The sequence below is a fragment of the Haloprofundus salilacus genome, from assembly GCF_020150815.1.
Lineage (GTDB): Archaea > Halobacteriota > Halobacteria > Halobacteriales > Haloferacaceae > Haloprofundus > Haloprofundus salilacus.
In genome coordinates this window covers 451,480-473,377 of sequence record NZ_CP083724.1, presented here as the reverse complement: position 1 = coordinate 473,377, position 21,898 = coordinate 451,480, and the positions used below count along the sequence as shown (strand labels likewise).

At 61.0% G+C, this 21,898-nt stretch carries 18 protein-coding genes; 10 read left to right on the top strand and 8 right to left on the bottom strand.

The features are described from left to right. Positions 1 to 3: 3 nt before the first annotated feature. The gene (locus LAQ58_RS18815; RefSeq protein ID WP_224450403.1) at positions 4 to 465 is read left to right on the top strand and encodes a universal stress protein; all 462 of its coding nucleotides are present in this window, start codon (positions 4 to 6) and stop codon (positions 463 to 465) included. Positions 466 to 547: 82 nt separating this feature from the next. After that, positions 548 to 1,297 (top strand): ThuA domain-containing protein, encoded by a 750-nt coding sequence (locus LAQ58_RS18810; RefSeq protein ID WP_224450402.1) that lies wholly within the window; start codon positions 548 to 550, stop codon positions 1,295 to 1,297. Between the two features lie 188 nt (positions 1,298 to 1,485). Here LAQ58_RS18810 and LAQ58_RS18805 read toward each other — a convergent pair whose 3' ends face one another. Next, positions 1,486 to 2,151: a ThuA domain-containing protein gene (locus tag LAQ58_RS18805; RefSeq protein ID WP_224450401.1), complete on the bottom strand. Its 666-nt coding sequence runs from the start codon at positions 2,149 to 2,151 to the stop codon at positions 1,486 to 1,488. A gap of 95 nt (positions 2,152 to 2,246) precedes the next feature. Here LAQ58_RS18805 and LAQ58_RS18800 point away from each other — a divergent pair, with 95 nt between their 5' ends. Both LAQ58_RS18800 and LAQ58_RS18795 read left to right on the top strand, forming a co-directional pair. Beyond that, entirely contained in the window at positions 2,247 to 3,296 is a 1,050-nt protein-coding gene (locus LAQ58_RS18800; protein ID WP_224450400.1) for a Gfo/Idh/MocA family protein, read from the top strand. 681 nt (positions 3,297 to 3,977) lie between these two features. Next, a complete protein-coding gene (locus tag LAQ58_RS18795) occupies positions 3,978 to 4,748 on the top strand; it encodes an IclR family transcriptional regulator (RefSeq protein ID WP_425490751.1) in 771 nt (256 codons plus the stop codon). A 2-nt stretch (positions 4,749 to 4,750) separates the two neighbouring features. Here the strand turns inward: LAQ58_RS18795 and LAQ58_RS18790 are convergent, their stop codons facing one another. Further along, entirely contained in the window at positions 4,751 to 5,749 is a 999-nt protein-coding gene (locus tag LAQ58_RS18790; RefSeq protein WP_224450398.1) for a Gfo/Idh/MocA family protein, read from the bottom strand. Positions 5,750 to 5,797: 48 nt separating this feature from the next. Beyond that, positions 5,798 to 6,937: a carbohydrate kinase family protein gene (locus tag LAQ58_RS18785; RefSeq protein WP_224450397.1), complete on the bottom strand. Its 1,140-nt coding sequence runs from the start codon at positions 6,935 to 6,937 to the stop codon at positions 5,798 to 5,800. A 557-nt stretch (positions 6,938 to 7,494) separates the two neighbouring features. Here LAQ58_RS18785 and LAQ58_RS18780 point away from each other — a divergent pair. Further along, on the top strand, positions 7,495 to 8,277 hold the full coding sequence (locus LAQ58_RS18780) for a class I fructose-bisphosphate aldolase (RefSeq protein ID WP_224450396.1): 783 nt from the start codon (positions 7,495 to 7,497) through the stop codon (positions 8,275 to 8,277). 18 nt (positions 8,278 to 8,295) lie between these two features. Here the strand turns inward: LAQ58_RS18780 and LAQ58_RS18775 are convergent, their stop codons facing one another. After that, on the bottom strand, positions 8,296 to 8,769 hold the full coding sequence (locus LAQ58_RS18775) for a hypothetical protein (RefSeq protein WP_224450395.1): 474 nt from the start codon (positions 8,767 to 8,769) through the stop codon (positions 8,296 to 8,298). 147 nt (positions 8,770 to 8,916) lie between these two features. On the opposite strand from LAQ58_RS18775, the gene LAQ58_RS18770 reads away from it, so the two are divergent. The 4 genes from LAQ58_RS18770 (at position 8,917) to LAQ58_RS18755 (ending at position 14,787) form a co-directional block, all read left to right on the top strand. Next, a complete protein-coding gene (locus LAQ58_RS18770; RefSeq protein WP_224450394.1) occupies positions 8,917 to 9,999 on the top strand; it encodes a zinc-binding dehydrogenase in 1,083 nt (360 codons plus the stop codon). Between the two features lies 1 nt (position 10,000). Continuing rightward, positions 10,001 to 10,891, top strand: a complete 891-nt coding sequence (locus tag LAQ58_RS18765) for a sugar phosphate isomerase/epimerase family protein (RefSeq protein ID WP_224450393.1) — start codon at positions 10,001 to 10,003, stop codon at positions 10,889 to 10,891. A gap of 31 nt (positions 10,892 to 10,922) precedes the next feature. Further along, a complete protein-coding gene (locus LAQ58_RS18760; RefSeq protein WP_224450392.1) occupies positions 10,923 to 12,446 on the top strand; it encodes a sulfatase family protein in 1,524 nt (507 codons plus the stop codon). Positions 12,447 to 12,552: 106 nt separating this feature from the next. Continuing rightward, positions 12,553 to 14,787, top strand: a complete 2,235-nt coding sequence (locus LAQ58_RS18755; protein WP_224450391.1) for a GH32 C-terminal domain-containing protein — start codon at positions 12,553 to 12,555, stop codon at positions 14,785 to 14,787. Here the strand turns inward: LAQ58_RS18755 and LAQ58_RS18750 are convergent. The 4 genes from LAQ58_RS18750 to LAQ58_RS18735 all read right to left on the bottom strand — a co-directional run bounded on the left by LAQ58_RS18750 (position 14,784) and on the right by LAQ58_RS18735 (position 19,847). Further along, positions 14,784 to 15,608 carry a Nif3-like dinuclear metal center hexameric protein gene (locus LAQ58_RS18750; RefSeq protein ID WP_224450390.1) on the bottom strand — a complete coding sequence of 275 codons (825 nt, stop codon included), beginning with the start codon at positions 15,606 to 15,608 and terminating at the stop codon, positions 14,784 to 14,786. The genes LAQ58_RS18755 and LAQ58_RS18750 overlap by 4 nt on opposite strands. 411 nt (positions 15,609 to 16,019) lie before the next feature. After that, positions 16,020 to 17,498 (bottom strand): amidase, encoded by a 1,479-nt coding sequence (locus tag LAQ58_RS18745; protein WP_224450389.1) that lies wholly within the window; start codon positions 17,496 to 17,498, stop codon positions 16,020 to 16,022. A gap of 80 nt (positions 17,499 to 17,578) precedes the next feature. Then, a complete protein-coding gene (locus LAQ58_RS18740; protein WP_224450388.1) occupies positions 17,579 to 18,607 on the bottom strand; it encodes a Gfo/Idh/MocA family protein in 1,029 nt (342 codons plus the stop codon). Positions 18,608 to 18,716: 109 nt separating this feature from the next. Further along, on the bottom strand, positions 18,717 to 19,847 hold the full coding sequence (locus LAQ58_RS18735) for a Gfo/Idh/MocA family protein (protein WP_224450387.1): 1,131 nt from the start codon (positions 19,845 to 19,847) through the stop codon (positions 18,717 to 18,719). A gap of 212 nt (positions 19,848 to 20,059) precedes the next feature. Here LAQ58_RS18735 and LAQ58_RS18730 point away from each other — a divergent pair, with 212 nt between their 5' ends. Then, positions 20,060 to 21,838: a glycoside hydrolase family 97 protein gene (locus tag LAQ58_RS18730; RefSeq protein WP_224450386.1), complete on the top strand. Its 1,779-nt coding sequence runs from the start codon at positions 20,060 to 20,062 to the stop codon at positions 21,836 to 21,838. The last annotated feature ends 60 nt before the right edge of the window (positions 21,839 to 21,898 follow it).

The following is a 21,898-nucleotide window of genomic DNA, read 5'->3' as shown; positions in this document are numbered from 1 at the left end:
GGCATGGATCGTGCACTTGTAGTGCTCAACGGTGAGGACAGTGACGAAGCAATGCTTGGCGAGGCGGCCCAGTACGCTGCTGGCGCGGACGCCGAACTACTGACACTAATGCTGATCACAGAGGAAGAATGGGAGAACGACCAGGGTATACTCAATACGATCGCTAACGAGGAACATACCTCATACGAAAACCAGACGTCCAAAGGGTACGCCGAAACGCGAGCGGACAACATCGCCAAGAAGGCCCTGACCGGCCGAAGTGTCTCGTTCGAGCCACTCGGTGCGGTCATCGAGGACGGCGAGCGAGCGGACGGAATCCTCGAGATCGCTGAAGAACACAACTGCGATCACGTCTTCCTCCACGGTCGTCGCCGATCGCCTGCGGGCAAAGCTATCTTCGGAGACACGGCGCAGGCGGTCATCCTGAACTTCGACGGCTACGTGACCGTCAGCACTATCAGTTAACGCTTACGCCTGTTGTCGATTTCGAACCGAGTCGAGCGGTCGAGACGGTGGATTTTTGAGCCCCGTGAGCGACCGACCTCGTATGGGACGACGAGTCACCGTCTGGAACGAGTTCCGACATGAGCGAGAGAATGATGCAGTCGCCGAAGTCTATCCTGATGGCATCCATGCCGTCATCGCCGATGCCCTCGAAGACGCCGGTCACAACGTCGAGACGGCTACGCTCGACGATGGGCCCCAGCACGGGCTCTCAGAGGAAGTCCTCGAAGCGACGGACGTGCTGACGTGGTGGGGTCACGCCGCCCACGACGAGGTGAACGAAGAGGTCGTTGAGCGGGTACAGGAACACGTGCTCGATGGGATGGGGCTGCTCGTGCTCCACTCCGCCCACATGTCGAAGATCTTCCGAAAACTGATGGGCACGGGTTGTGGGCTCAAGTGGCGCGAGGCAGCGGAGACCGAGCGACTGTGGGTGACCGATCCGTCGCATCCGATCACTGACGGACTCCCCGAGTCCTTCGAAGTCCCCGAGGCGGAGATGTACGGCGAGCACTTCGATATCCCTGCTCCGGAGACGCTCGTTTTCAACTCCTGGTTTGAAGGTGGAGAGGTGTTCCGCTCCGGCTGTTGCTACAGCCGTGGTGAAGGACGGGTCTTCTACTTCCGCCCAGGCCACGAGACGTACCCGGTCTACCACCAAGAAGAGATCCAGCAAGTACTCGCCAACGCTGTCGAGTGGGCCGCACCGAACGAAGACGGCCCAGAAATCTACCGCGGCAATCACGAACCCATCGAGGACATCGACATCGACGACGACCGAACAGTCCACTGATCGTGTTGATCGTGATTCGGAACGGAATCGACAGCACAACGACGTACAATTGAGCTGGGAATTAGTTACAACGAACACTAGAAGATCGACGCCGCTTCCGGTACCAGAGGTCGATTTTCAACTGCTATCCATCGTGAACGATGGCGAGGGCAGTCTTGGGGCGAAAAACGACCGTGAACAGAACGGGATTACTGGGCAGCCCACTTGGTCGCGTTGACCAAAATCCGCTGGATAGCGTCGTCGTAGTAGATCTCGAACTCCTCGTGGCCCGGGCGCAGGTAGAAGCCTCGTCCCTCGTCGAACTGGAAAGTGATACCCGAACGCATCTTCTCCGGTCCATTGGAGTACGTGCTGCGAAACACGACTGTCTCTGGTTCAGGAACATCGAAGGGGTCACCGAACATCTCCGCCTCGGGAATCGTGAAGTCGTCGACACCATCTGCAATCGGATGGTCGGGGGCAGCCACTTCGATGAACTCGGATTCGTCGTCATCGAAGCGATACTCGCCGAGGTCGCCCGACGCGCCGACCAGGCGCTTGAACGGACGCGCGTAATGCGAGGAATGCAGGGAGATGAAGCCGACACCGTCCTCTCGGACCGCGTCCTCGATCCGGTCGACCGTCTCGTCAGTCACGTCGTCGTGCTGTAGGTGTCCCCACCAGAGGATCACATCCGCCCACTCGAGGTCGGCCTCGCTTACACCCTGCTGGTCATCCTCGATTGAACGGGTCTTCGTCTGGATTCCTGCGTTGTCGAGGGCGGCGGCGATGGCGGTGCGGATGCCGTCGGGGTAGATGTCTTCGGGTTCTGTGCCTTCTGACCAAACGAGTGCATTGACACTGTCTTCGGACATACTCGCTTAATTTTCCGTCTGGTGACTTGAACCCTCTGTTATAATCAACTGACACGATTATATAGGTTTATTAGAAAGGGTATCCACCGAATCAGATGATGCCGACACGAATTATTGCAATCGGACTGGGTGGTCTCGGGTACGCGACGCTCGATTGTCTCGGCTCCCTGGAGGAGTTCGAGGTTGTCGCCGGCGCAGACATCGCAGACGAGCCGCGTGAACGATTCAGTGAGGAGTTCGGCGCCCCTGCCTACGAATCGATCGAGACAGCGTTAGCCAAACACGGTGACGGCGCCGACGCAGCGGCGATCACCACACCACACGCGCTTCACACAGAGCACGTACTGACCTGTTTCGAGTACGGTCTGCACGTCCACGTCGAGAAGCCGCTGACCGTCGGCATCGAGGACGCAACGCGACTCGTTGACGAAGCGGAACAGCGCGATCTCGTCCTGCAGGTTGGATACCAGCGTCACTTCCACCCCGGCTTCCGCGAGGTCAAGCGACTGATCGACGCCGGCCGGATCGGCGACATCCGCTCGATCACTGCCTACCTCTCGCAGCCGTGGCTGGCGGCGACCGAAGGGTGGCGCGGTAATCCCGAGATGTCTGGTGGTGGCCAACTCTACGACTCCGGTTCGCACCTGCTCGACGCCGTCCTCTGGCTGACCGACAGCAAGCCCCGAACGGTAACAGCTGTCATCGACAATTGGGGATACGACGTCGACATTACCTCCAGTGTCTCCGCGATGCTCGAATCCGAAAACGGCCGCCCCGTCACCGCATCAATCGGTGTCTCTGGCGACGGAACGCTGTTCGAGGAAGGACTTTTCATCTGGGGAACAGAAGGTCACATTGAGTACAGCGCTGGTTCGCTCACGGTCCACGAACAGGACGGCGAACCACACTCGGCCGAGATCTCTGTCAAGGGGGAAGGCGACGACTTCAAGATCCTGATGGAGCGCAAGCTCTCGGCCTTTCAGGCATCTGTCGAAACGGGTGCAGATGTGGAAGTCCCCGGTGAGCAGGGACTTCAGGTCATTGCGTTGACTGAGGCAGCCTACGAAGCGGCCCGAAACGAACGGCACGTTGACGCACAACGCCTTGTCGAAGATGCACGCAAACAGCGCATCGTAAGCGACTAAACACTCTTTTTGGCGGCGTTCTGAATACGCGAGTACGAACTGTTTTTTACGGTAACCGAGGACAGTTCGAAACAAGTCATCGTGTGATGACCGTCGAAGCGAGCGTTTCCATCAAGGACAGAAACACCAATCCTAACGAGCGATAGGGACGACTGAGTCAGTGGTGCGATACGGGGTGTTCAGACTGTCTGAACGACGTTCCTAATCGTACTCGCCATAGCCTGTTCAGACTGGCTGAATACTCCGACGGCTCGACGGAACTTACTGAGCAAAATCTGGACTAACCATTACATTCCTAATGTTGTAATGACTCTTTGTTACGACCCGACGTATTCAGAAACTGTTCAGACAACTTTCGGCATTGAGATCGGATATCGAGACGATCAGTTGATTGGAAAGTTCGCCGTTGCACCCGTCAAACAATTCACTATCGAGATCATCGCAGATAGAACAACAATTGCCTCCGTGTTCGTATGGAATGGCATACTGTTCAGCCTGGATGAACAACATCCTGGTTTTTAGTTGTTGTTAGACTGATCGTACCGGTAGACCGTCAATGGCGATGAGGTCAGGATTCGTCAGATTCTGTTGCTGGCTAGAGTGATTCGTACTGAACCTCGAGGCTGTTCATCAGAGGTGAATGAATGTTTATGTGGAATAAGTGTATACCCCATCGTAAGTATGTCTTCAAACACAAATACAGTCGATGCGTCGAAGACGACGATCAGGGTTGCAGAGGCGATCAAACACCTCGAAGGAGCCGGTGTGACAGTTTTGGCAAACCACCTCGACCTCCCGAAGAGCACGATCCACAACCACCTGCAGACATTGATCGAGTGTGAGTTCATCGTCGAGGATGACAACGAGTACCACCTCGGGCTCCGGTTCCTCGACTTCGGGATGTTCGTCAACGAGCGCATCGAGATACTCAACGCGGCCCGCACCGAGGTCGACCGACTGGCCAACGAAACTGGCGAATTGGTGAACCTGATGATCGAAGAGCACGGCTGGGGCGTGTACGTCTACCAGTCCTACGGCGACCGGGCCGTCAACACGAACCTCCACGTCGGAAAGCGCGTTCACCTCCATCAGACTGCCCAAGGCAAGGCGATACTCACACATTACAGCGACGAGCGTACCGACGAGATAATCGCTCGCCACGGGCTCAACGCGTACACCGAGAACACCACGACTGATCGAGACGAACTCGAGACGGAGATGAATAGGATCGCGGAGCAGGGCTATGCCTACGACGACGAAGAGTGGATGAAGGGCTTGCGGTGTGTCGCCGCCCCAATCCTGAACCGGAACGGTGACCCATTAGGTGCGATTGGGATCAGTGGTCCGACCCGACGCCTGTCGGGCGACATGTACGAAAAAGAATTCCCGGATCTCGTCCAGAGTTCGGCGAATGTCATTGAACTCAACATGGAGTACCCGTACCGGGAGTAAGGCTACTGGATATCGACCGGCACCCGCTCCCCGGTCCGTGCAGCCTCGTACGCCGCTTCGGTCAGGGCGATCGTACGATAGGAGTCTCGGGCTGTTGCGACTGGTTCTTCGTCGCTCTCGAGTGCGTCGAGGAACGCCTCAACCTTATTCTGTTCCTCGTGGCGTTCGAGATTCGGTCGGTGTTTGCCCTCCTCGTCGACGATCTCGACGCTATCCTCGTCGAACCGGATGCTGTCCTCGTCGGTCCAGACTCGCAAGGATTCGCTGAAACGCGCTGTCCTCCCTGAGATACCGATCGATCCGACAAGGCCGTTTTCGAACTCGACGCTTATCGAAGCGGCCGCGTCGACGCGGTCATCGTCGTCGACGAAGTCCATCTCGGCAGAGACGGCGACGGGCGTCAGACCTGTCGTCCACAGGAGGCCGTCGATCAGGTGGTTTCCCGTATCGTACGTGATCGCGCCGCCGCTAATGTCTGGATTGGTCCGCCAGGTGCCGTCGAAGCTCTCGAGGTATGGTTGGGTGATCTCTGCGTCGACCGCGGTGATCTCATTTGCTGTCTGGACGTGGTCGCGGGCGATCTGGAATGATTGGCGGAGGTGGTGCTGGTAACCCAGCATCACCTGACGATCGCTGTCCTCGATGCGCTCAACGAGTCCGCGAGCGCGTTCGGTGTCGATACACAGCGGCTTCTCACAGAGTATGTGAAGGTCAGCGTCAAGTGCGGCCGCGACCTGTTCGTAGTGAAACGCATGTGGCGTCGTAACGACCGCTACGTCGATGTCAGCCTCGTCGAGCATCGTCTCGTAGTCGGTGTAGTGCTGCGTCTCGGGAACGTTGAGCTTGTCACCGGCATCGGCCAGCGCCGATTTGGATACGTCCGCGATAGCGCCAACCGTTGCGCCGTCGTAGTCACGGGCTTGCCCGCCAATGTCGATCCCGAGCCAGCCACCGCCGATGATACCGAACCGTACAACTGCAGCATCGTCTGCTGTTGACATGGCTGTGATGGGTGCGAATGAACGAATAAGTCTTCCGGAGGTCTCTGACTATTCGGTGGCCTGGGACTCGGGGAACATCGCCTCGTATTCGTCGAGATACGACGTGAACTCCTCGAATGTCGGTGGGGCGGCGTTACGGACGAAGTAGCCCGCGACGGCACTGCCGGCGATCAACTGTGCCCCGTCGTTGAGGCCAGCGATTCGACCGAGTACGAGCCCCGCATTGAAATGATCGCCAGCGCTCGTGGTGAGGGTAGGTTCTTCGACGTGAGGGATTTCGACTCTATCGATGCCGTCCGCCGTGATTGAGATTGCCTCGTGTACCGTGTGGACGACGAACTTCGAGACATTGAGTCCCTCACGTGCTGTCTGGGCGGCATCGGTCAGCGAGAGCTCGTCTGCGTCGTCGAAGAGGTCGGCGATCCGGAGCGTCTCGACACGGTTGGAACTGACAGTGATCGGGACGGTCTCGTTGAGGCGTTCGATCGCTTCGAGGCCGCTCTCCAGTGTCGGCTTCGAGAGCCGCCGGATGTCGGCAGGGTCGAAGATGATCCGCTCCGGCGGATCCCGAAGGCGTGGCCACAGCTCCGTTCGGAGCCCCTCGAGGATCGTGGGAATTTGGAGGACGGTCGCCCAGTAGCCAATACCGAGCACCTGGGTCCGATCGATACGGCTCGCCAACGTGTTGAGTCCGACTTCGTTACAGATAGTATCCCAGTCAAGCGATGCGAGGATACCGCTGTCACTGAGCAGGATCTTGCCGTCATTGAATTCGACGGCATCGGTTGTCGCGTGATGCCCGACTGACAGGAGATCCGCACGCTCATACTCCCTGGTGAAGGTTTCGACCGGCGGGTTCCCAAACGTACCGATAAGTGTCGGTTTGCAGCCCAGTTGCTCCATCGCGCGTCCGAGATGCGAGGTATGTCCGCCAGCACGCATGCCGTTGTTTTTCCACTCGATACTGAGCGATGTTTTCATCCCTGCGGAGTCTCCGATGCGGGTACTGAAATCGGACATCAAGCCCATTATCTCGTACTCTTCCGGTCCCGTACGCTTCGCGACGACTCGTCGCACGCGGTCAACGACGCCGTCGAAGCCGAACACTACCTTCTCGCCATCGAGCGAATTCGGGAGATTGCGGCGACACTCACGCAAATGGTTCTGCGTCTCCATCTCTGCTGACATAGATTGTTGTTATTTGCAACTATGCCACAAGGCCTTGTAACTGTTTTCCACTTGATTACAAATAATAATATTGTGTAAAGAGTGTTTCACAGGCTTCCCTACTGGTGTTTGACACGAATTCTTAGAGCGATTTTCCGTTGGCGGCGCTGTCCAGAGTGTCGATCCCGAATCGCATGCCCGTCGGGAAGTAGATGAGCGCTTCCGCAGTACTATGACCACTCTCGGCAGGCTATCGAGCATCTTCTAAGGTGGTATGATCGCAACTGCCGCACCTTCGCGTGCTGTGCAGACAGTGACGAGACCATCAGCCAGGGCGACTGCAACGGGGCCGTCGTGAGCCTCGCTTCGGAGCTCAAACGACCGCTGGTAAACTTCACGACTGTCGGTGGGTTCTCGACGCTTGTCGCGCTGCACTGCCTGACCAAACAGGAGGCGGACCCAGACGACCGAACGCGACAGCCGGCAGTCTATGCCTACGACGCATCGACCAAGAGCGAGTAAGTAACTCCCACGGTCCAAAAGTGATATGACAGTGTCCTCCGAAACGCCGGCTGTTGATGGTACCACTAGGAGACTCACCACTGTCACGTGACGGAAAATCACTCATCATTGCAATGGATCACGGCCTCGAACGCGGCCCCGAAGTGTTCCGGGACGTGCCCGAGCGGGCCGACCCGGCCAACGTCTTCGAGATCGCGACCCACGACGCCGTCACCGGGCTCGCAGTTCAGAAGGGTGTCGCTGAGACGTACTACCCCTCCTACGATGACAGCGTTAACCTCGTCGCCAAGCTCAACGGAAAAACGCTGCTAGGCGAAGGCGACCGGTACGCGCCACCGAACTGGGACGCCAGGCGCGCCGCCGAAATCGGTGCGGACGCCATCGGATACACCGTCTACACCGGCTCGCGCAAGGAGGCCCAGATGTTCAAGGAGTTCCGCGAGGCCCAGGCAACCGCACGCGACGAAGACTTGCCGATCGTGCTGTGGTCCTACCCGCGCGGACAGGGTGTCAACGACCACGATGCTCCGAAGGTCGTCGCCTACGCCGCCCGGATCGGGCTAGAACTGGGCGCGGATCTCTCGAAGATCAAGTACCCTGGTCGGAAAGAGGACGTGGAGTGGGCCGCCCACGTCTCCGGGCAGATGCCAATCCTGATGAGCGGCGGCGATACGACGACTGAAAAAGCGTTCCTGCAGGACGTAAAGACGTTCATGGACGGCGGCGGTGATGGCCTGACCGTCGGCCGGAATATATGGCAGCGTGAGGACCCGGTCGCGATGCTGGACAAACTCGAACGGATCGTCTACGATGACGCCGCCGTTGAGGACGTGCTCTGATCGGCCGCTTCCGGTCGTTTACTTCGGTTTTCGTCGCCGAATGTGACCGACTTCATTGCGGAGCATCCATCCTTTGACCTTGAACACGACGAGCCCCGCCAGTCCCCCGCTGAGGACGAACCCGATGACGACACCGATTCCAACGATCAGCGCGTAGGAGGGGGCCACGACGAGAAAGTAGTCACCGGTGATGACGTACAACAAGTGCAGCAGGTGAGCGAGGAAGTAAACGGCGAACGTCACTGCGGCCAGTGTCGCGGCGTGCGCGCCAGTGCTGGCGCCGTCACCCCACCGGTAGGGCGCCGGGGTCGTTGCGGCGAGCCCCGCGACGATGCCGCCGATACTGGCGACGGTCATCGGGACGAGACCTTCGGTGGCAGCCGTGAACGTGACGATGGTGTAGACCGCGCCAGCGGCCCAACCCAGCGCCACCTCGCGTGGTCGCCCACCGAGAAGTTTGCGCCGGGCGCGACGGAGCCGTTGTCGGGACATAGTGTCACGTTCTCATAAATTCAGTATAAGTATTGGGTCGCCGACCTTACTGACGACCATCGTCGGCCATCCGCAAGCGAGGGCACCGTACGTTCCATATTCTGAGAAATCGATACTTATAACCACGATGGTGAACGGGTGATAAGTATGAGTGAAGGTGTCGAACAGTCACCAGTACAAAACGACGGTGTCGAGACGATGACGGCGCTGGTCAACTACGAGTCCGAAAGCGTCGAACTGCAGGAAGTTGAGGTCCCCGAGATCAAGGACGGGCAGGCACTGCTGCGTGTCGAGGCGGTCGGCGTCTGCGGTAGCGACATCCACCAGTGGCACGGCAGCAACTCCTGGGAGGTCAACTACCCGGTGACGCTGGGCCACGAGTTCGGCGGCGTCATCGAAGAGATCGACTCCGACGACGACGAGTTCCAGCCCGGCGACCGCGTCGTCAGCGAGACCGCTGCGGTCATCGACGAGAAGAATCCCCTCAGCCGACAGGGCAAGTACAACCTCGATCCGACGCGGCTGGGCTTCGGCTACGGAGTTGACGGCGCGATGGCGTCCTACGTCGCCGTCCCAGAGCGGTGTCTGCACCACGTCCCGGAAGGGCTGCCGATGGAGCAGGCCGCGCTCACCGAACCCTGTAGCGTCGCCTACAACGCTGTCGTTGAGAACGGCGACGTGAAACCCGGAAACGACGTGCTGATCATCGGTCCCGGCCAGATTGGTTTGCTGGCGACGACGATGGCCGCCGAGTCCGGCGCGAGCAACGTCGTCGTTAATGGCCTCCCGCAGGACGCCGAGCGTCTGGAGACGGCCTACGAGATGGGCGCGACCGATACCGTCGAGGGCGAACTTGGTGACTACGTCGACGAGTTGGGCGACGGACTAGGCTTCGACTGCGTGATCGACGCTTCGGGTGTGATGGCGACCTTCGAGACGGCGATGGCGGCGGTCCGTCCCAACGGTCACATCACCAAAGTCGGCTGGGGACCACAGGATCTAAACGCCACACTTGACCCGATCGTCGGGAAGGGTGTCACCGTTCAGGGAAGTTTCAGCCACAACTGGTCCGTCTGGGAGAACGTCCTGACGATGCTCTCGACCGGTCAAATCGACGTGGAGCCGATCATCGGCAACGTCGCCCCGCTCTCGGAGTGGCGCGAGTGCTTCGAGGGGATGCATGACCGTGAGTACGTCAAATGCGTCCTCAAGCCCGGTGAGGAGCAGTAAGGTGCCGCTAGCTGCCTTCCCCAAGTGCTACCTCGACGACCTGATGAGCGGCGAGATGGCCATCGACAAGTGGCTTGACGTGGCCGATCGGATCGACCTCGATGGCGTCGAGTTTTACTGGGGCATCACGCCCGACCTCGACGAACTCGACCGGATCCGATCGGAACTCGAAGCGCGTGACCTCAGCGCACCGATGATGTGCTACTCGCCCGACTTCACTCGTCCTGTCTCCGAAGACCGGCAGGCCGAGATCAACGAGGAGAAACGGGCAATTCGCGCGACCGCGCGCCTCGGCGGATCGTACTGCCGGGTCCTCTCGGGCCAGCGCCGACCTCAAGTCGACCGTGACATGGGACTGGACTGGGTTGCCGAGTGCATCGAGGAACTGCTACCCTTCGCCGCCGACCACAGCGTGACACTCATCCTCGAGAACCACTACAAGGACGACTACTGGGACTTCCCCGAGTTCGCACAGGACATGGAAGTCTTTCTGGATCTGCTCGACCGGATCCCCGAACATCCCAATTTCGGCGTCAACTTCGATCCGTCGAACGCCATCATCGCGGACGACGACCCGATCGAACTGCTTGACGCCATCAAGGACCGCGTCGTGACCATGCACGCCAGTGATCGCTACCTCGAAGGCGGGACCATAGAGGACCTGCGCGCCATGGAGGACGAGGGGAGTCAGGGCTACGCAGATATCCTCAAACACGGTGTCACCGGCGAGGGGATGATCGACTACGACGCAGTCTTCGAGCGACTGGCCGAGGTCGACTTCGACGGCTGGATCTCCATCGAAGACGGCTACGATGCAAGCGTCGGCGAGAAACACCTCGACCAGTCCGCGCAGTTCCTGCGCGAGAAGATGGCAACCTACAACGTGGGGTAATTATCTCTCGATTTCACGACATCCGATACCCATGAAGATCCTCTACATCGACTGTGACTCGCTAAGAGCCGACCACCTCGGGTGCTACGGCTACGAGCGTGACACAACACCGACGATCGACGCATTGGCCGAGGAAGGATTGCGCTTCGAGGAGTACTACGCCTCGGACCTACCTTGCCTGCCCTCACGGACGGCGCTCTTTTCCAGTCGATTCGGTATACACACCGGCGTCGTCAACCACGGCGGTCTCGCTTCTGAGCCTCGGTCGCGAGGCACGAACCGTGGGTTCTCCACCGACGGCCGCTTCTCGTCGCTGCCCGCCGTCCTGCGAGACGCCGGCCACCACACTGCACTCATCAGTTCGTTCCCCACTCGTCACGGTGCGTGGCACGTCCTCGACGGCTTCGAGGACTGGCGCGACACCGGCGGGCGCGGGTTCGAGCGTGCCGGCGAGGTGTACGACATCGCTGAAGACTGGCTCGACGACCACGCCGACGAGGACGACTGGTATCTCCACGTCAACTTCTGGGACCCCCACACGCCCTACGATACGCCGCGGGAGTATGGCAACCCCTTCGAAGACGACCCTGCTCCCGAGTGGCCCGACGAGGAGACTATCGACGAACACTGGGAGGGGTACGGTCCACATAGCGCCCGTGACCTCCATGGCGTCGGCAAGACGCCAGACGAAAGCCTTGACTGGGGGGCTGACCCCGGCCTCGAACGGACTCCAGCCCGCATTGAGTCCCGAGCGGACTTCCGTCAGTGGATAGACGGATACGACGTCGGGATCCGCTACATGGACGACTACATCGGCGCGCTCCTAGACGAGCTCGAACGCCATGGCGTCCGCGAAGAGACGCTGATCGTCGTCAGCGCCGACCACGGCGAGAATCAGGGCGAGGCCAACATCTACGGTGACCACCACACCGCCGACCGGCCGACCGGTCGCGTCCCGCTGGTCGTCAGCGGGGCTGGCGTCGAGACCGGCGTTGACGAGGCGTTTCACTACGCTCTGGACCTCGCGCCCTCGCTCGCTGACCTCGTCGGCGTCGACGCGCCTGAGGGCTGGGATGGGAAGTCGTTCGCCCCGACAGTCACCGACGGTGAAGCGGCCGGCCGTGACTTCCTCGTGCTCAGTCAGGGTGCGCTAGCTTGCCAACGCGGCGTCCGCTGGGACGACTGGCTTCTGCTTCGTACTTATCACGACGGGATCCACGACTTCGATGAGACGGAGCTGTACGACCTTGGTGAAGATTCCCACCAGACGACAGACTTGTCCGACGAATGCCCTAAAGTCGTCGCCGAGGGCGTCCAATGGCTGGAAGCGTGGCATAGCGATCGGATGTACGAGTCCGCTCGCGGCGAGAATGGCGGTAACCCGAACGCATCGACCGGTCTCAGGGATCCGCTCTGGACCGTGATCGCGGAGGGCGGACCGTACCACGCTACTCGCCGGCCCGTCAAACTCCGGAGGTACGTTGAGCGCCTCCGAGAGACTGATCGCGCCCACATCGCCGACCGACTTGAATGCCAGTTCGAAAACGTGCTCTGAGCCGGACGGATTCGTTGCTGTCGAAAAGATGGTGCGCAGCTGGTGCACCGGAGCGTTTTCAACCGAGCCGATACACTTAATCTACCGGGTAATACAGTGCTTCGCGATGGTTATGTCGGCAATAGACACGCGTATCGGCTTCGTCGTCGCGGGTGAACAGACACCCAACCAGCGAGCGGTGTTCGAGTGGCTCGACACCGAGACCGAATGGGACGCTGGACGGATCACATTCGAGGACGCCGTCAGTGGAGCCGTGAATCTTGAACTCTTCGATGCGCTGTGGTGGCACGAGGACAGGCCAGTCCAATCACCTGACGCGTACACAGCCGCCCAGCTCGTCGACCGGATTACGAACTTCCGGAGCGCCGGTGGTGGTCTCGTCCTGACCGGGCACGCGCTCGGGGCCGTTGACGATCTCGGAATCGACGAACTTGCGCCGGATCGAGCAGTCGAGTCGAACCACGAGCAAGCTGGCGGCTTTCTCGTGAAGTCGATTTACAGGAACCACCCGCTGTTTGAGGGGATCCAATCGCTGCAGGTCTATACCGACGGTCCGGGCGAGGCTGGCGGCGTTCGATACGAGGAGTCGCTTCCCGTCGACGGCGAGGTCTTCGCCGGCAACCTCGTCGACGGTACTCCGCTGCCTCACGAGATGCCGCTGGTCGTCTGGCAGGACGAACCAGGCGTCGTCGTTGGGATCGGACAGCACGTCCGCTTCACGACGGAGAGTCAGTATGAGGACGCACGGTCTCGCCTCCTCGACAACGCGCTGGCCGTCGCTACGAGCACACCGACCTACGAGTTTCCCCAGGCGTCGCACCTCAACACTGCCGCCCAGTTCAAGCACATTCGTGAGCGAGTCGACCGGGATCCGAACCGACCGGCATATCACTTCTCGCCGCCAGCGAACTGGCTCAATGACCCCAACGGGCTGATCTACTGGAACGGCCAGTATCACCTGTTCTATAACCACAATCCGGCCGGGCCGTTCCACGGCACCATCCATAGCATCCCAAACTTCAAGGGCCACGCCGTCAGTGACGATCTTGTCCACTGGACTGATCGGCCCATCGGGCTCTCACCCGCCCCGGAGGGACCAGACGATTATGGCACGTGGACGGGCTGTATCGTCAACGACGACAAGACGCCCACGTTCGTATACACCGGTGCGACCGACGGCGATCGCTACGAGACTGCTGGTCGCCAGCGCCCCTGTCTCGCGTTCGGTTCTGACAACCTCGAAACATGGACGAAATACGCTGACAATCCGGTCATTGCTGACCCACCCGCGAGTCTCGACCTCGTCTCAAATGACTGGAACGAGGAGTTTCGCGACCACTGTGTTTGGCAGGACGAAGGGGTCTGGTACCAGATCATCGGAACCGGGATCGAGGGCGAGGGCGGAACGGCGTTGCTGTACCGCTCCTCAGACCTCCGCGAGTGGGAGTACCTGAACCCAATTTTGGTGGGAGACCGCGAGGAGACGGGCCGGATCTGGGAATGTCCCGAACTATTCGACATCGGCGGCAAGCATCTGCTGCACGTCTCCTCGCATAGCACCGTGTACGCGTTTCTTGGTGATTTCGACGGTCGAAAATTCACGCCAGAGCGACGCACACGACTGGACTACGGCGACTTCTACGCGCCCCAGTCGTTCATTGATGAGTACGGTCGACGAATCCTGTTAGGCTGGATCACGGAACAGCAGCATCCACGCGGGAACTGGGACGCTGGCTGGGGTGGGATGGTTTCGGTCCCGCGGGTCCTCTCGCTCGACAGCGACGACCTTCGTATCAAACCGCTTCCGGAACTCGAACAGCTCAGAGGCGTACATCACGGCGTCTACGACCGAGTAGTCGCACCGATCAACAAAGATTGTGATCGACGTACCGAGTGCCGCTGGACCAGCGACGACCTCGCTGTCGGTCCATTTTCGGCCGGCGATGCGCTCGAACTTGACGCCGAACTTGACGCCGATGACGCAGACGAGATCGGTCTCGTCCTGCGACGCACGCCCGACGGCACCGAACAGACCCGGATCGGCTACCGACCCGACAACGAGGTCGTGGCCATCGTCCGGTCTGAGTCGAGCCTCCGCGAGGACGTGCGAAAGACCACGCTAACGGTACCCGCCGACCAAAACGACGAGACTGTCTCGCTGCGGGTGTTTCTCGACCGCTCAGTGATCGAGGTATTCGTCGACGAGCGGCGCTGCCTAACGAGTCGTATCTACCCCACCTGGGGCGATGCGACTGGTCTTGGCGCCTACGCCATTGGTGGGGAGGGGACCCTCAAACACCTCAACTGCTGGTCGATGGACTCGATCTGGGACTCTGCCTAGGCACTGTCGCTGTTGCCTGCGACGAGGTCGAACATGCACTCCTGCTCGAAATGCGTAACCGAGAGATCGGGAAAGGCATTATCGAGGTGGATCACCAGGGTGGCCATACTGGCGACCTCCGCAGTGGCGTGGTTCACAACGACGGCTGGAACGCCGGCGTCGATCGTCATCGCCCCGTCGCGCCAGTGAGTGAAGCCGTCGTCAGTACAGACCAGAAGGTCAGGGTCGTGTTCTAATAGGCGCGGAACAGGTGTGATCGCGCCGGTTCCGATCGCCACGCGCGAGACCGCGGTGTCGTCTGGACCGACTAGCTCTACTGCGGACTGACCAAGGTCAGTGACGTTATCGGCGATCTCTTGCGCCACGTCCCTTGCTACTCGTTCCGAAATGTCGTAGACTCTGATATAATCTTCTCTGACGACCGTTTCGTCGTCCGTGAAGCCGAGGCGCTGGCCCCACTGATCCGTGACGCCGTCGCCGGGGAGGAGGTCCCACACATCGTGACACCGGAGAACAGTTAGCCCGGCATCTGCGACGAGTTCGCTCTTCGAGGCCATCTGCTCGGCGACGACAGGACGTTCGTCCGCCGGATCGGCCGTCGGGCCTGTATTGTACTCCAGCGGTTCGTGCGTGACTAGCAGGCTGCAACCGGCCGCGCGTGCCCGTTCGATCGTCCGCTTGTAAGGCATCCACGCGACTGCGGCGCGCTCGACGGTGTCGTCTCGGGACCCGGCTAAAATCCCGTCGAGTCGCTCTGGCGGCGTATACAGTGTCTCCAACGATTCGAGATATGATTCGATCTCGTGGACTCGCGTGGCCATGACCGAGATATCGATACACTAGACCGTGAACCTTCGGACCCTACTCCGTCGCCGGATCACGCCCGTCGATAGTGACGGTACCCAGTGGGAAACAATCGGCGAGAACGACCAACGTATCGACACTCAATAGCTCCGACGCCGCGATGGCCATCCAGTCGCACTCGCTGTCGACCGCGATACTACTGGCGACCTTGTCCACACGATCTATCCCGCGGATAGGTGCCCCGTTGACGGCCAGTAGGGTTGCCAGAAGTGGGAATTTTCGAATTCGAGGAACTGACAAACTGTTTGCCACAGCCGGCTTCGATCGCCTGGTCATCATTGAGTACGAGACCAACTCGTCAAACCTCGGACCGATGATCTGCGAGACAATCTATTGACTCCGCAGGTGAACGAGAACAGAGGTTGGCGTTACTCGTCGCGAAGCGTCTCGTACTCGGCGGCTACGTCTAGCAACGTCCGGTCATCGTACCAGCTGCCGAGGAACTGTAGCCCGACTGGCAGGCCGTCGCTCGTCCCACAGGGGAGGGTCAAGCTGGGGTGCCCGGCGACGTTGCCGGCACACAGCGATCCGTTAGGCGAGGGCATCTCCTCGCTGCCGAACGCGCCCAGTTCCATCGCCGTCGTCGGCGTCGACGGTGCGGCCAGTACGTCATAGGTTTCGAGCGTCTCGTCGAGCGCGTCCTTGATCACCTCGCGGAGGTTCTGAGCGCGGACGTAGTGATAGCCGTCGTGCTCGAAGAGCATGTGGGCACCCATGAGGATGACCTCCTTTGGAATGGTGCCGATGTCCGCGCTCGTCGCACCCCCGACGCGAGCCATCCCGTCTGCGAGGCTGGGGATCTCAGCGTGGTGGTCCCACAGGCCGATATCATTGGTCGCAAATGCGGCAGCGAACTCGACCGGGCCGATCCCCCACCAGGCCGGACCGACGTACTCGAGTTCGGGAATCGAGACGCTATCTACCGTCGCACCCGCAGCTTCGATGTCGTCAAGCGCATTGGCGACGCGGTCGAACACGTCGTCCTCGGCGAATTCCTCCATGTAGCGGTCGATCACGCCGATCTTGAGATCCGCGAGGTCGGTGCCAAGGTCGTCGAAGGATTCGCGCTCGCCGTTCGGGAGCGGGTCGCTGATGACCTCCATCCCCTTCGCGGCGGTCGTGACGTCCGTCGCAATCGGTCCCACATCGTCGAGCGACGCAGCCTGCGTGACGAAGCCGCGCTTGGGAACGCGCCCGTGTGTCGGCTTCAGACCGACAACACCGCAGTAACTCGACGGGATGCGGATCGAGCCGCCAGTGTCAGATCCCAACGCTAAATCCACCTCGCCCTCGCCGACCGCCGCGGCGCTCCCACTGGAGGATCCACCAGCGACATGCTCGTCGCTGTGGGGGTTCGTGACCGGATCGAAAGCGCTGCTCTCGGAGGAGGGGCCCATCCCGAGTTCGTCCATGTTCGTCTTGCCTCGGAGGCTAGCCCCGGCCGCGAGCAGTCGCTCAACGACGGTGGCGTGGGCGCCGGGGACGACATTCTCGAACCCACGAGAGGCGCAGGTCATCTCCGAGCCGCGGACGGCGAGGTTGTCCTTGATTGCCGTGGGCAGGCCCGCAAGCTGCCCGTCGGCGTCGGGTCGGTCCAGTTCGAAGCGCGTGATCCACGCGTTGTTCGGGTTTTCGTCGTCGCTTGGACGGAACGGTGCGACGTGGTACTGGTCGCCGTCGCCGTCGCCGGCGCGAAGCGACTCGACTGGAACGCCCTCCAGTCGCTCGGGCATTCCGTTGTCAGCGTAGCTCGCACCTCGTTCTGCCTCCCCTTCGGAGAGGCTCATCCCGATCCGGTCTGCCACGTCTTCGATGTCCTCGACTGTCGGCATTCGATACCGGCTCATGTGTGTCAATAACAGTCGGGGGCGCGACGAAAAACCTTCTGATACGCGAGAAGAGGGGTTCTTCGGGAGTCTCGTAGTCTTCAGTCCAGCGAGAGGTCGACGTTGACGCGCTCACCGGTCTGGGCCGCCTCGTAGGCCGCCTCGGTCACGGCAACCGTCTTGAAGCCATCCAGGACCGTCGCGGGCGGTTCCTCTTCGCCTTCGATTGCCTCGATGAACGCCTCGGCCTTGGGCTTCTCCGGGCCCCAGTTGACGTTTGGCTCGATCATGTCGCCATCGCTGTTGATTTCGGAGTAGCGCCGCGGGTTCCATTCCGTACCGTCTATCTGGGTCGACCCGTCGTCGCCCCACATATGGATACCCTCGTTGACGCGAGGGGCGTCACCGGAGACGGCGATGGTCGCGACGGCGTCGTTCTCGAAGCGGACCGTCAGCATCGCCTGCGTGTCGAGACGCTGCTCGTCGTCCTCGAACACCATTTCGGCGGTGACGCTCTGGGGCACCAGCCCCGTCGTCCAGAGGACGGAGTCGACGAGGTGGCTTCCGGTGTCGTAGAGCTGACCGCCGCCAGAGAGGGCCGGGTTGGCCTTCCACGAGTCACCGACCGCGTTGATCCAGTCCTGGGTGACCTCAGCGGTGATAAACTTGGGCTCGTGGCCCTCATCGTGCCAGTACTCGCGGGTCTTGAGGAACGCGGTGTCGAGGTGGCGCTGGAAGCCGAGCATCACCGTCTTGTCACTGTCTTCGACGCGCTGTACGAGCTGTTTCGCGTCGTCGAGGTCGGTACAGAGGGGCTTCTCACAGAGAACGTGGAGGTCGTGGTCGAGACCGGCGTTGATCTGCTCGGCGTGGAGGGCGTGAGGCGTCGTGATGACGATGGCGTCCAGTTCCTCACCGTCAAGCATCGCCTCGTAATCGTTGTATTGGCTACCGTCGTCGAAGTCGAACTCGTCGGCCGCCTTTTGGAGTTCCTCGTCGTTGATGTCCGTCGCCGCGACGACGGCCCCGCGCTCATGGCGCTTGAACTCGCGGCCGAGTGCACGGCCAAGGAACCCTGTGCCGATAATTCCGACTTTGTAGTGGTCGCTCTTGCTGATGGCTCGCGACATGTGTCTGTGATTCACTCACCCTTCCCAATTAAGCATTCGCATTCCTGAAATTATAGGAGGGCAAGACCAGCAGTGAGAGTCATCGAAGGAGGAATTCGCCAAAGCAGCCTCAGTCGTTGATCTGGACCGTCTCGCCGCCACGCTCATTGGAGCGGTAGATGGTGTCGACCTGGACCGTCTCGCCGCCACGCTCACTGGAGCGGTAGATGGAGTCGAGAACGCGCTGGACGGTCAGCGCCTGCTCGACGGTGTTCAGCTCGGGTTCCTCGCCGGTGGCCACCGCATCGTAGAACATCTCAGTCTCCGCCTCCTTCTCGTCGATGCCCGTGGTCTCGATGTCGGTGTCGGTGTGGTGAGCGCGGCCGCGGTCGCTAGTGCCGTGCAGCGTCAGGTCGCCGTCTTGCAGGTCCAGCGTCGCGCCGCCGTCGGTGCCCCGGAGCTTGATCGACTTGCGACCGGGACTGTTCGAGGCCCACGCAACCTCCAGATTGATCGTGCGCCCGTCGACGGTGTGGATGAGCGCAGTCGCCGAGTCCTCAACGTCGAAGTCGAGTTCGCCTTCGGCGTCGTCACCCCACATATGGAGGTAAGTGTAGTCGTCCTCGCCACCGAACTCCTGACGGGTGGTGCCTGAGACGTGTTCGATCTCCGGGAAGTCCATCAGATGCAGTGTCAGATCGAGGATGTGGACGCCGATGTCGACCAGTGACCCGCCGCCAGACAGTTCCTTGGAGACGAACCACGTGCCCCGTCCGGGGACGCCGCGGCGACGGACGTAGGCCGTCTCGACGTGGTTGACCTCGCCGAAGTCGCCGTCTGTGACGTAGTCATGGGCCACGCTCGACAGCGAAGCGAAACGGTTGTGGAATCCGACCATCCCGACGCCGTCGGAGGCCTCGTGGGCCCGGGCGATGGCCTCGGCGTTCTCCAGGGTGTTGGCCAGCGGTTTCTCGGTCAGGACGCTGATGTCACGCTCGAACGCGTCGATCGCGGCGGGCGCGTGGAACTTGTTCGGCGTCGTCACGACGACTGCGTCCGGTTGCGCGTCGTCGTACATCGCCTCGTGACTCTCGTAGGTCTCGACATCTACCCATTTGTTCTCGAAGTGCTCACAGGCGTCGGGCGAGACGTCGACGCCGGCGACGACCTTGTGGCCGTGGTTCTGGGCCAGCTCTGTGTGGTGATGCCCCATGCCACCCAGACCGACAATACCGACTCGAAGTGTGGATATATTTATCATACAAGACTGAATTTCACAACCAATTATGTATATACTTCGGCTCGTGGCCAGGACGATGCGACGACGTCGGAACCGCACCGTAGCGCGGTGCTGGCGCTTCTCGCGGACCGGTAGATTGAATTATCACAGTCGGGAAATGCGGGTAACTGACTGCCGATACACCTTGGGAGTGTCCCGCGACTCGACTGTATCGGCGGCCGCAGAACGCAATCATGCAAACGCACGCACCATCAACAGGACTCGTCGCGACGCTCGACGTACCGACAGACGCTCGACCGACACTCTCGATCAGCCGAGACGGTCGAACCGTCCTCGATCAGTCGCCTCTCGGTATCGAGACGCTCGACCGCGAATACACCGACCTGACGTACGAGACGCTCGAACGGCGGTCGTTCGAGCGACGCTACGAGACCCCGGTAGGCAAGCGGCGCGAACACGCTATCGAGATGAACGAGTCGACCGCGACGCTGTCGACCGCCGCTGGTGACCGGATCGAAATCGACGTGCGCGTAAGCGACGACGCTGTCGGCTACCGCTACCGACTTCCGGGCGACGGGTCGGTCGTTGTGACGGACGAGGTGAGCCGGTTCGAACTCCCCGACGACGCAGCGGCGTGGGCGATGCCCGCCGAAGCCAAACACGAGGGTGTCTTCCGCGAGACGACAGCGGCCGAGACTGAGGGTGATCTGGGCTACCCAGTGTTGTTCGATTTGGGTGAAGACTGGCTGTTTCTCGCCGAGACCGACGTGGACGGACGTTACTGCGCGACGACGCTTTCGACCGAGGCCGGCGAGACGGGCTTCGACGTTACCTTTCCCGACGCGGCCATGTACCGCAACGGGTCCGCACCCGAGGAGATCAGCGCCCGACGGCCGCTGACGACGCCCTGGCGACTCGCCGTCGTCGGTGACCTTGACGACGTGGTTCGGTCGGACGCCGTGGCTGACTTCGTTGACGCCGACGGGCGCGGCGTCGACCCCCAGTCCGTAATTCCAGAATGGGTCGATCCCGGCCGTGTCGCGTGGTCGTGGTGGTCCGACGGGTTCAGCCCGTCCGACGAAGAGCGCCAGCGTGAGTTCGTCGATTACGCCACCGAGCGGGGTTGGGAGTACGTCCTCGTCGACGACGGCTGGGGACGTGAGTGGATGGCCGAACTGGTCGAGTACGCCGAGGCCCACGACGTCGGCGTGTTCGTCTGGTCGCGCTACTCATGGCTTGACACGCCCGAGAAGCGCGACCAGCGTCTTGGCAAGTGGGTCGACTTCGGCGTCCGGGGCGTCAAGGTCGACTTCATGAACTCGGACACGCAGCAGATGATGCGGTTCTACGATGAACTCGCGGCGGCGACTGCCGACCACGGCCTCATGCTCAACGTCCACGGCTCGATCACCCCGAAGGGACTGCGTCGCCGTTGGCCTCACCTACTGACCTACGAGGGCGTCCACGGTGCCGAGAACTACCACCCCATTCCCCAGACGATCGAGCCATCACATAACGTCACGCTTCCGTTCACCCGGAACGTGCTGGGGCCGATGGATTATACGCCGGTGACGCTGTCGGCGGAGACCCGCCAGACCGGGCTGGGCCACGAACTCGCGCTGTCGGTCGTCTACGAGTCCGGGCTCCAGCACTTCGCGGACAGCATCGAGAGTTATGCCAACACGCCCGCAGCCGAGTGGTTCCTCGAACGCGTGCCGGCCGTCTGGGACGAGATCGCCTTCGTCGGCGGTCGACCGGCCGACCGAGCCTCGATCGCCCGTCGCAACGACGATGAGTGGTATCTAGGGACAATCACCGCTGGCGAGTCCAGGTTGGTGACTTGCCCGCTCTCGTTCCTCGCCGACGGAACCTACGAGGCAACGGTGGTCCGCGAGGACGACGACGGCGAGGCGCTGGTCCGCGAGGAGCGGACGGTGACCGCCATGGACGAACTGACCGTCACGGTAGTGGAGAACGGCGGATTCGCCTGCCTGCTTGCGCCGAGCGAGTAACGGCGTGTAAGCGGAGACAGTCCAATTCGGGGGGCGGATTTTTAACGGATGAACGTGAAC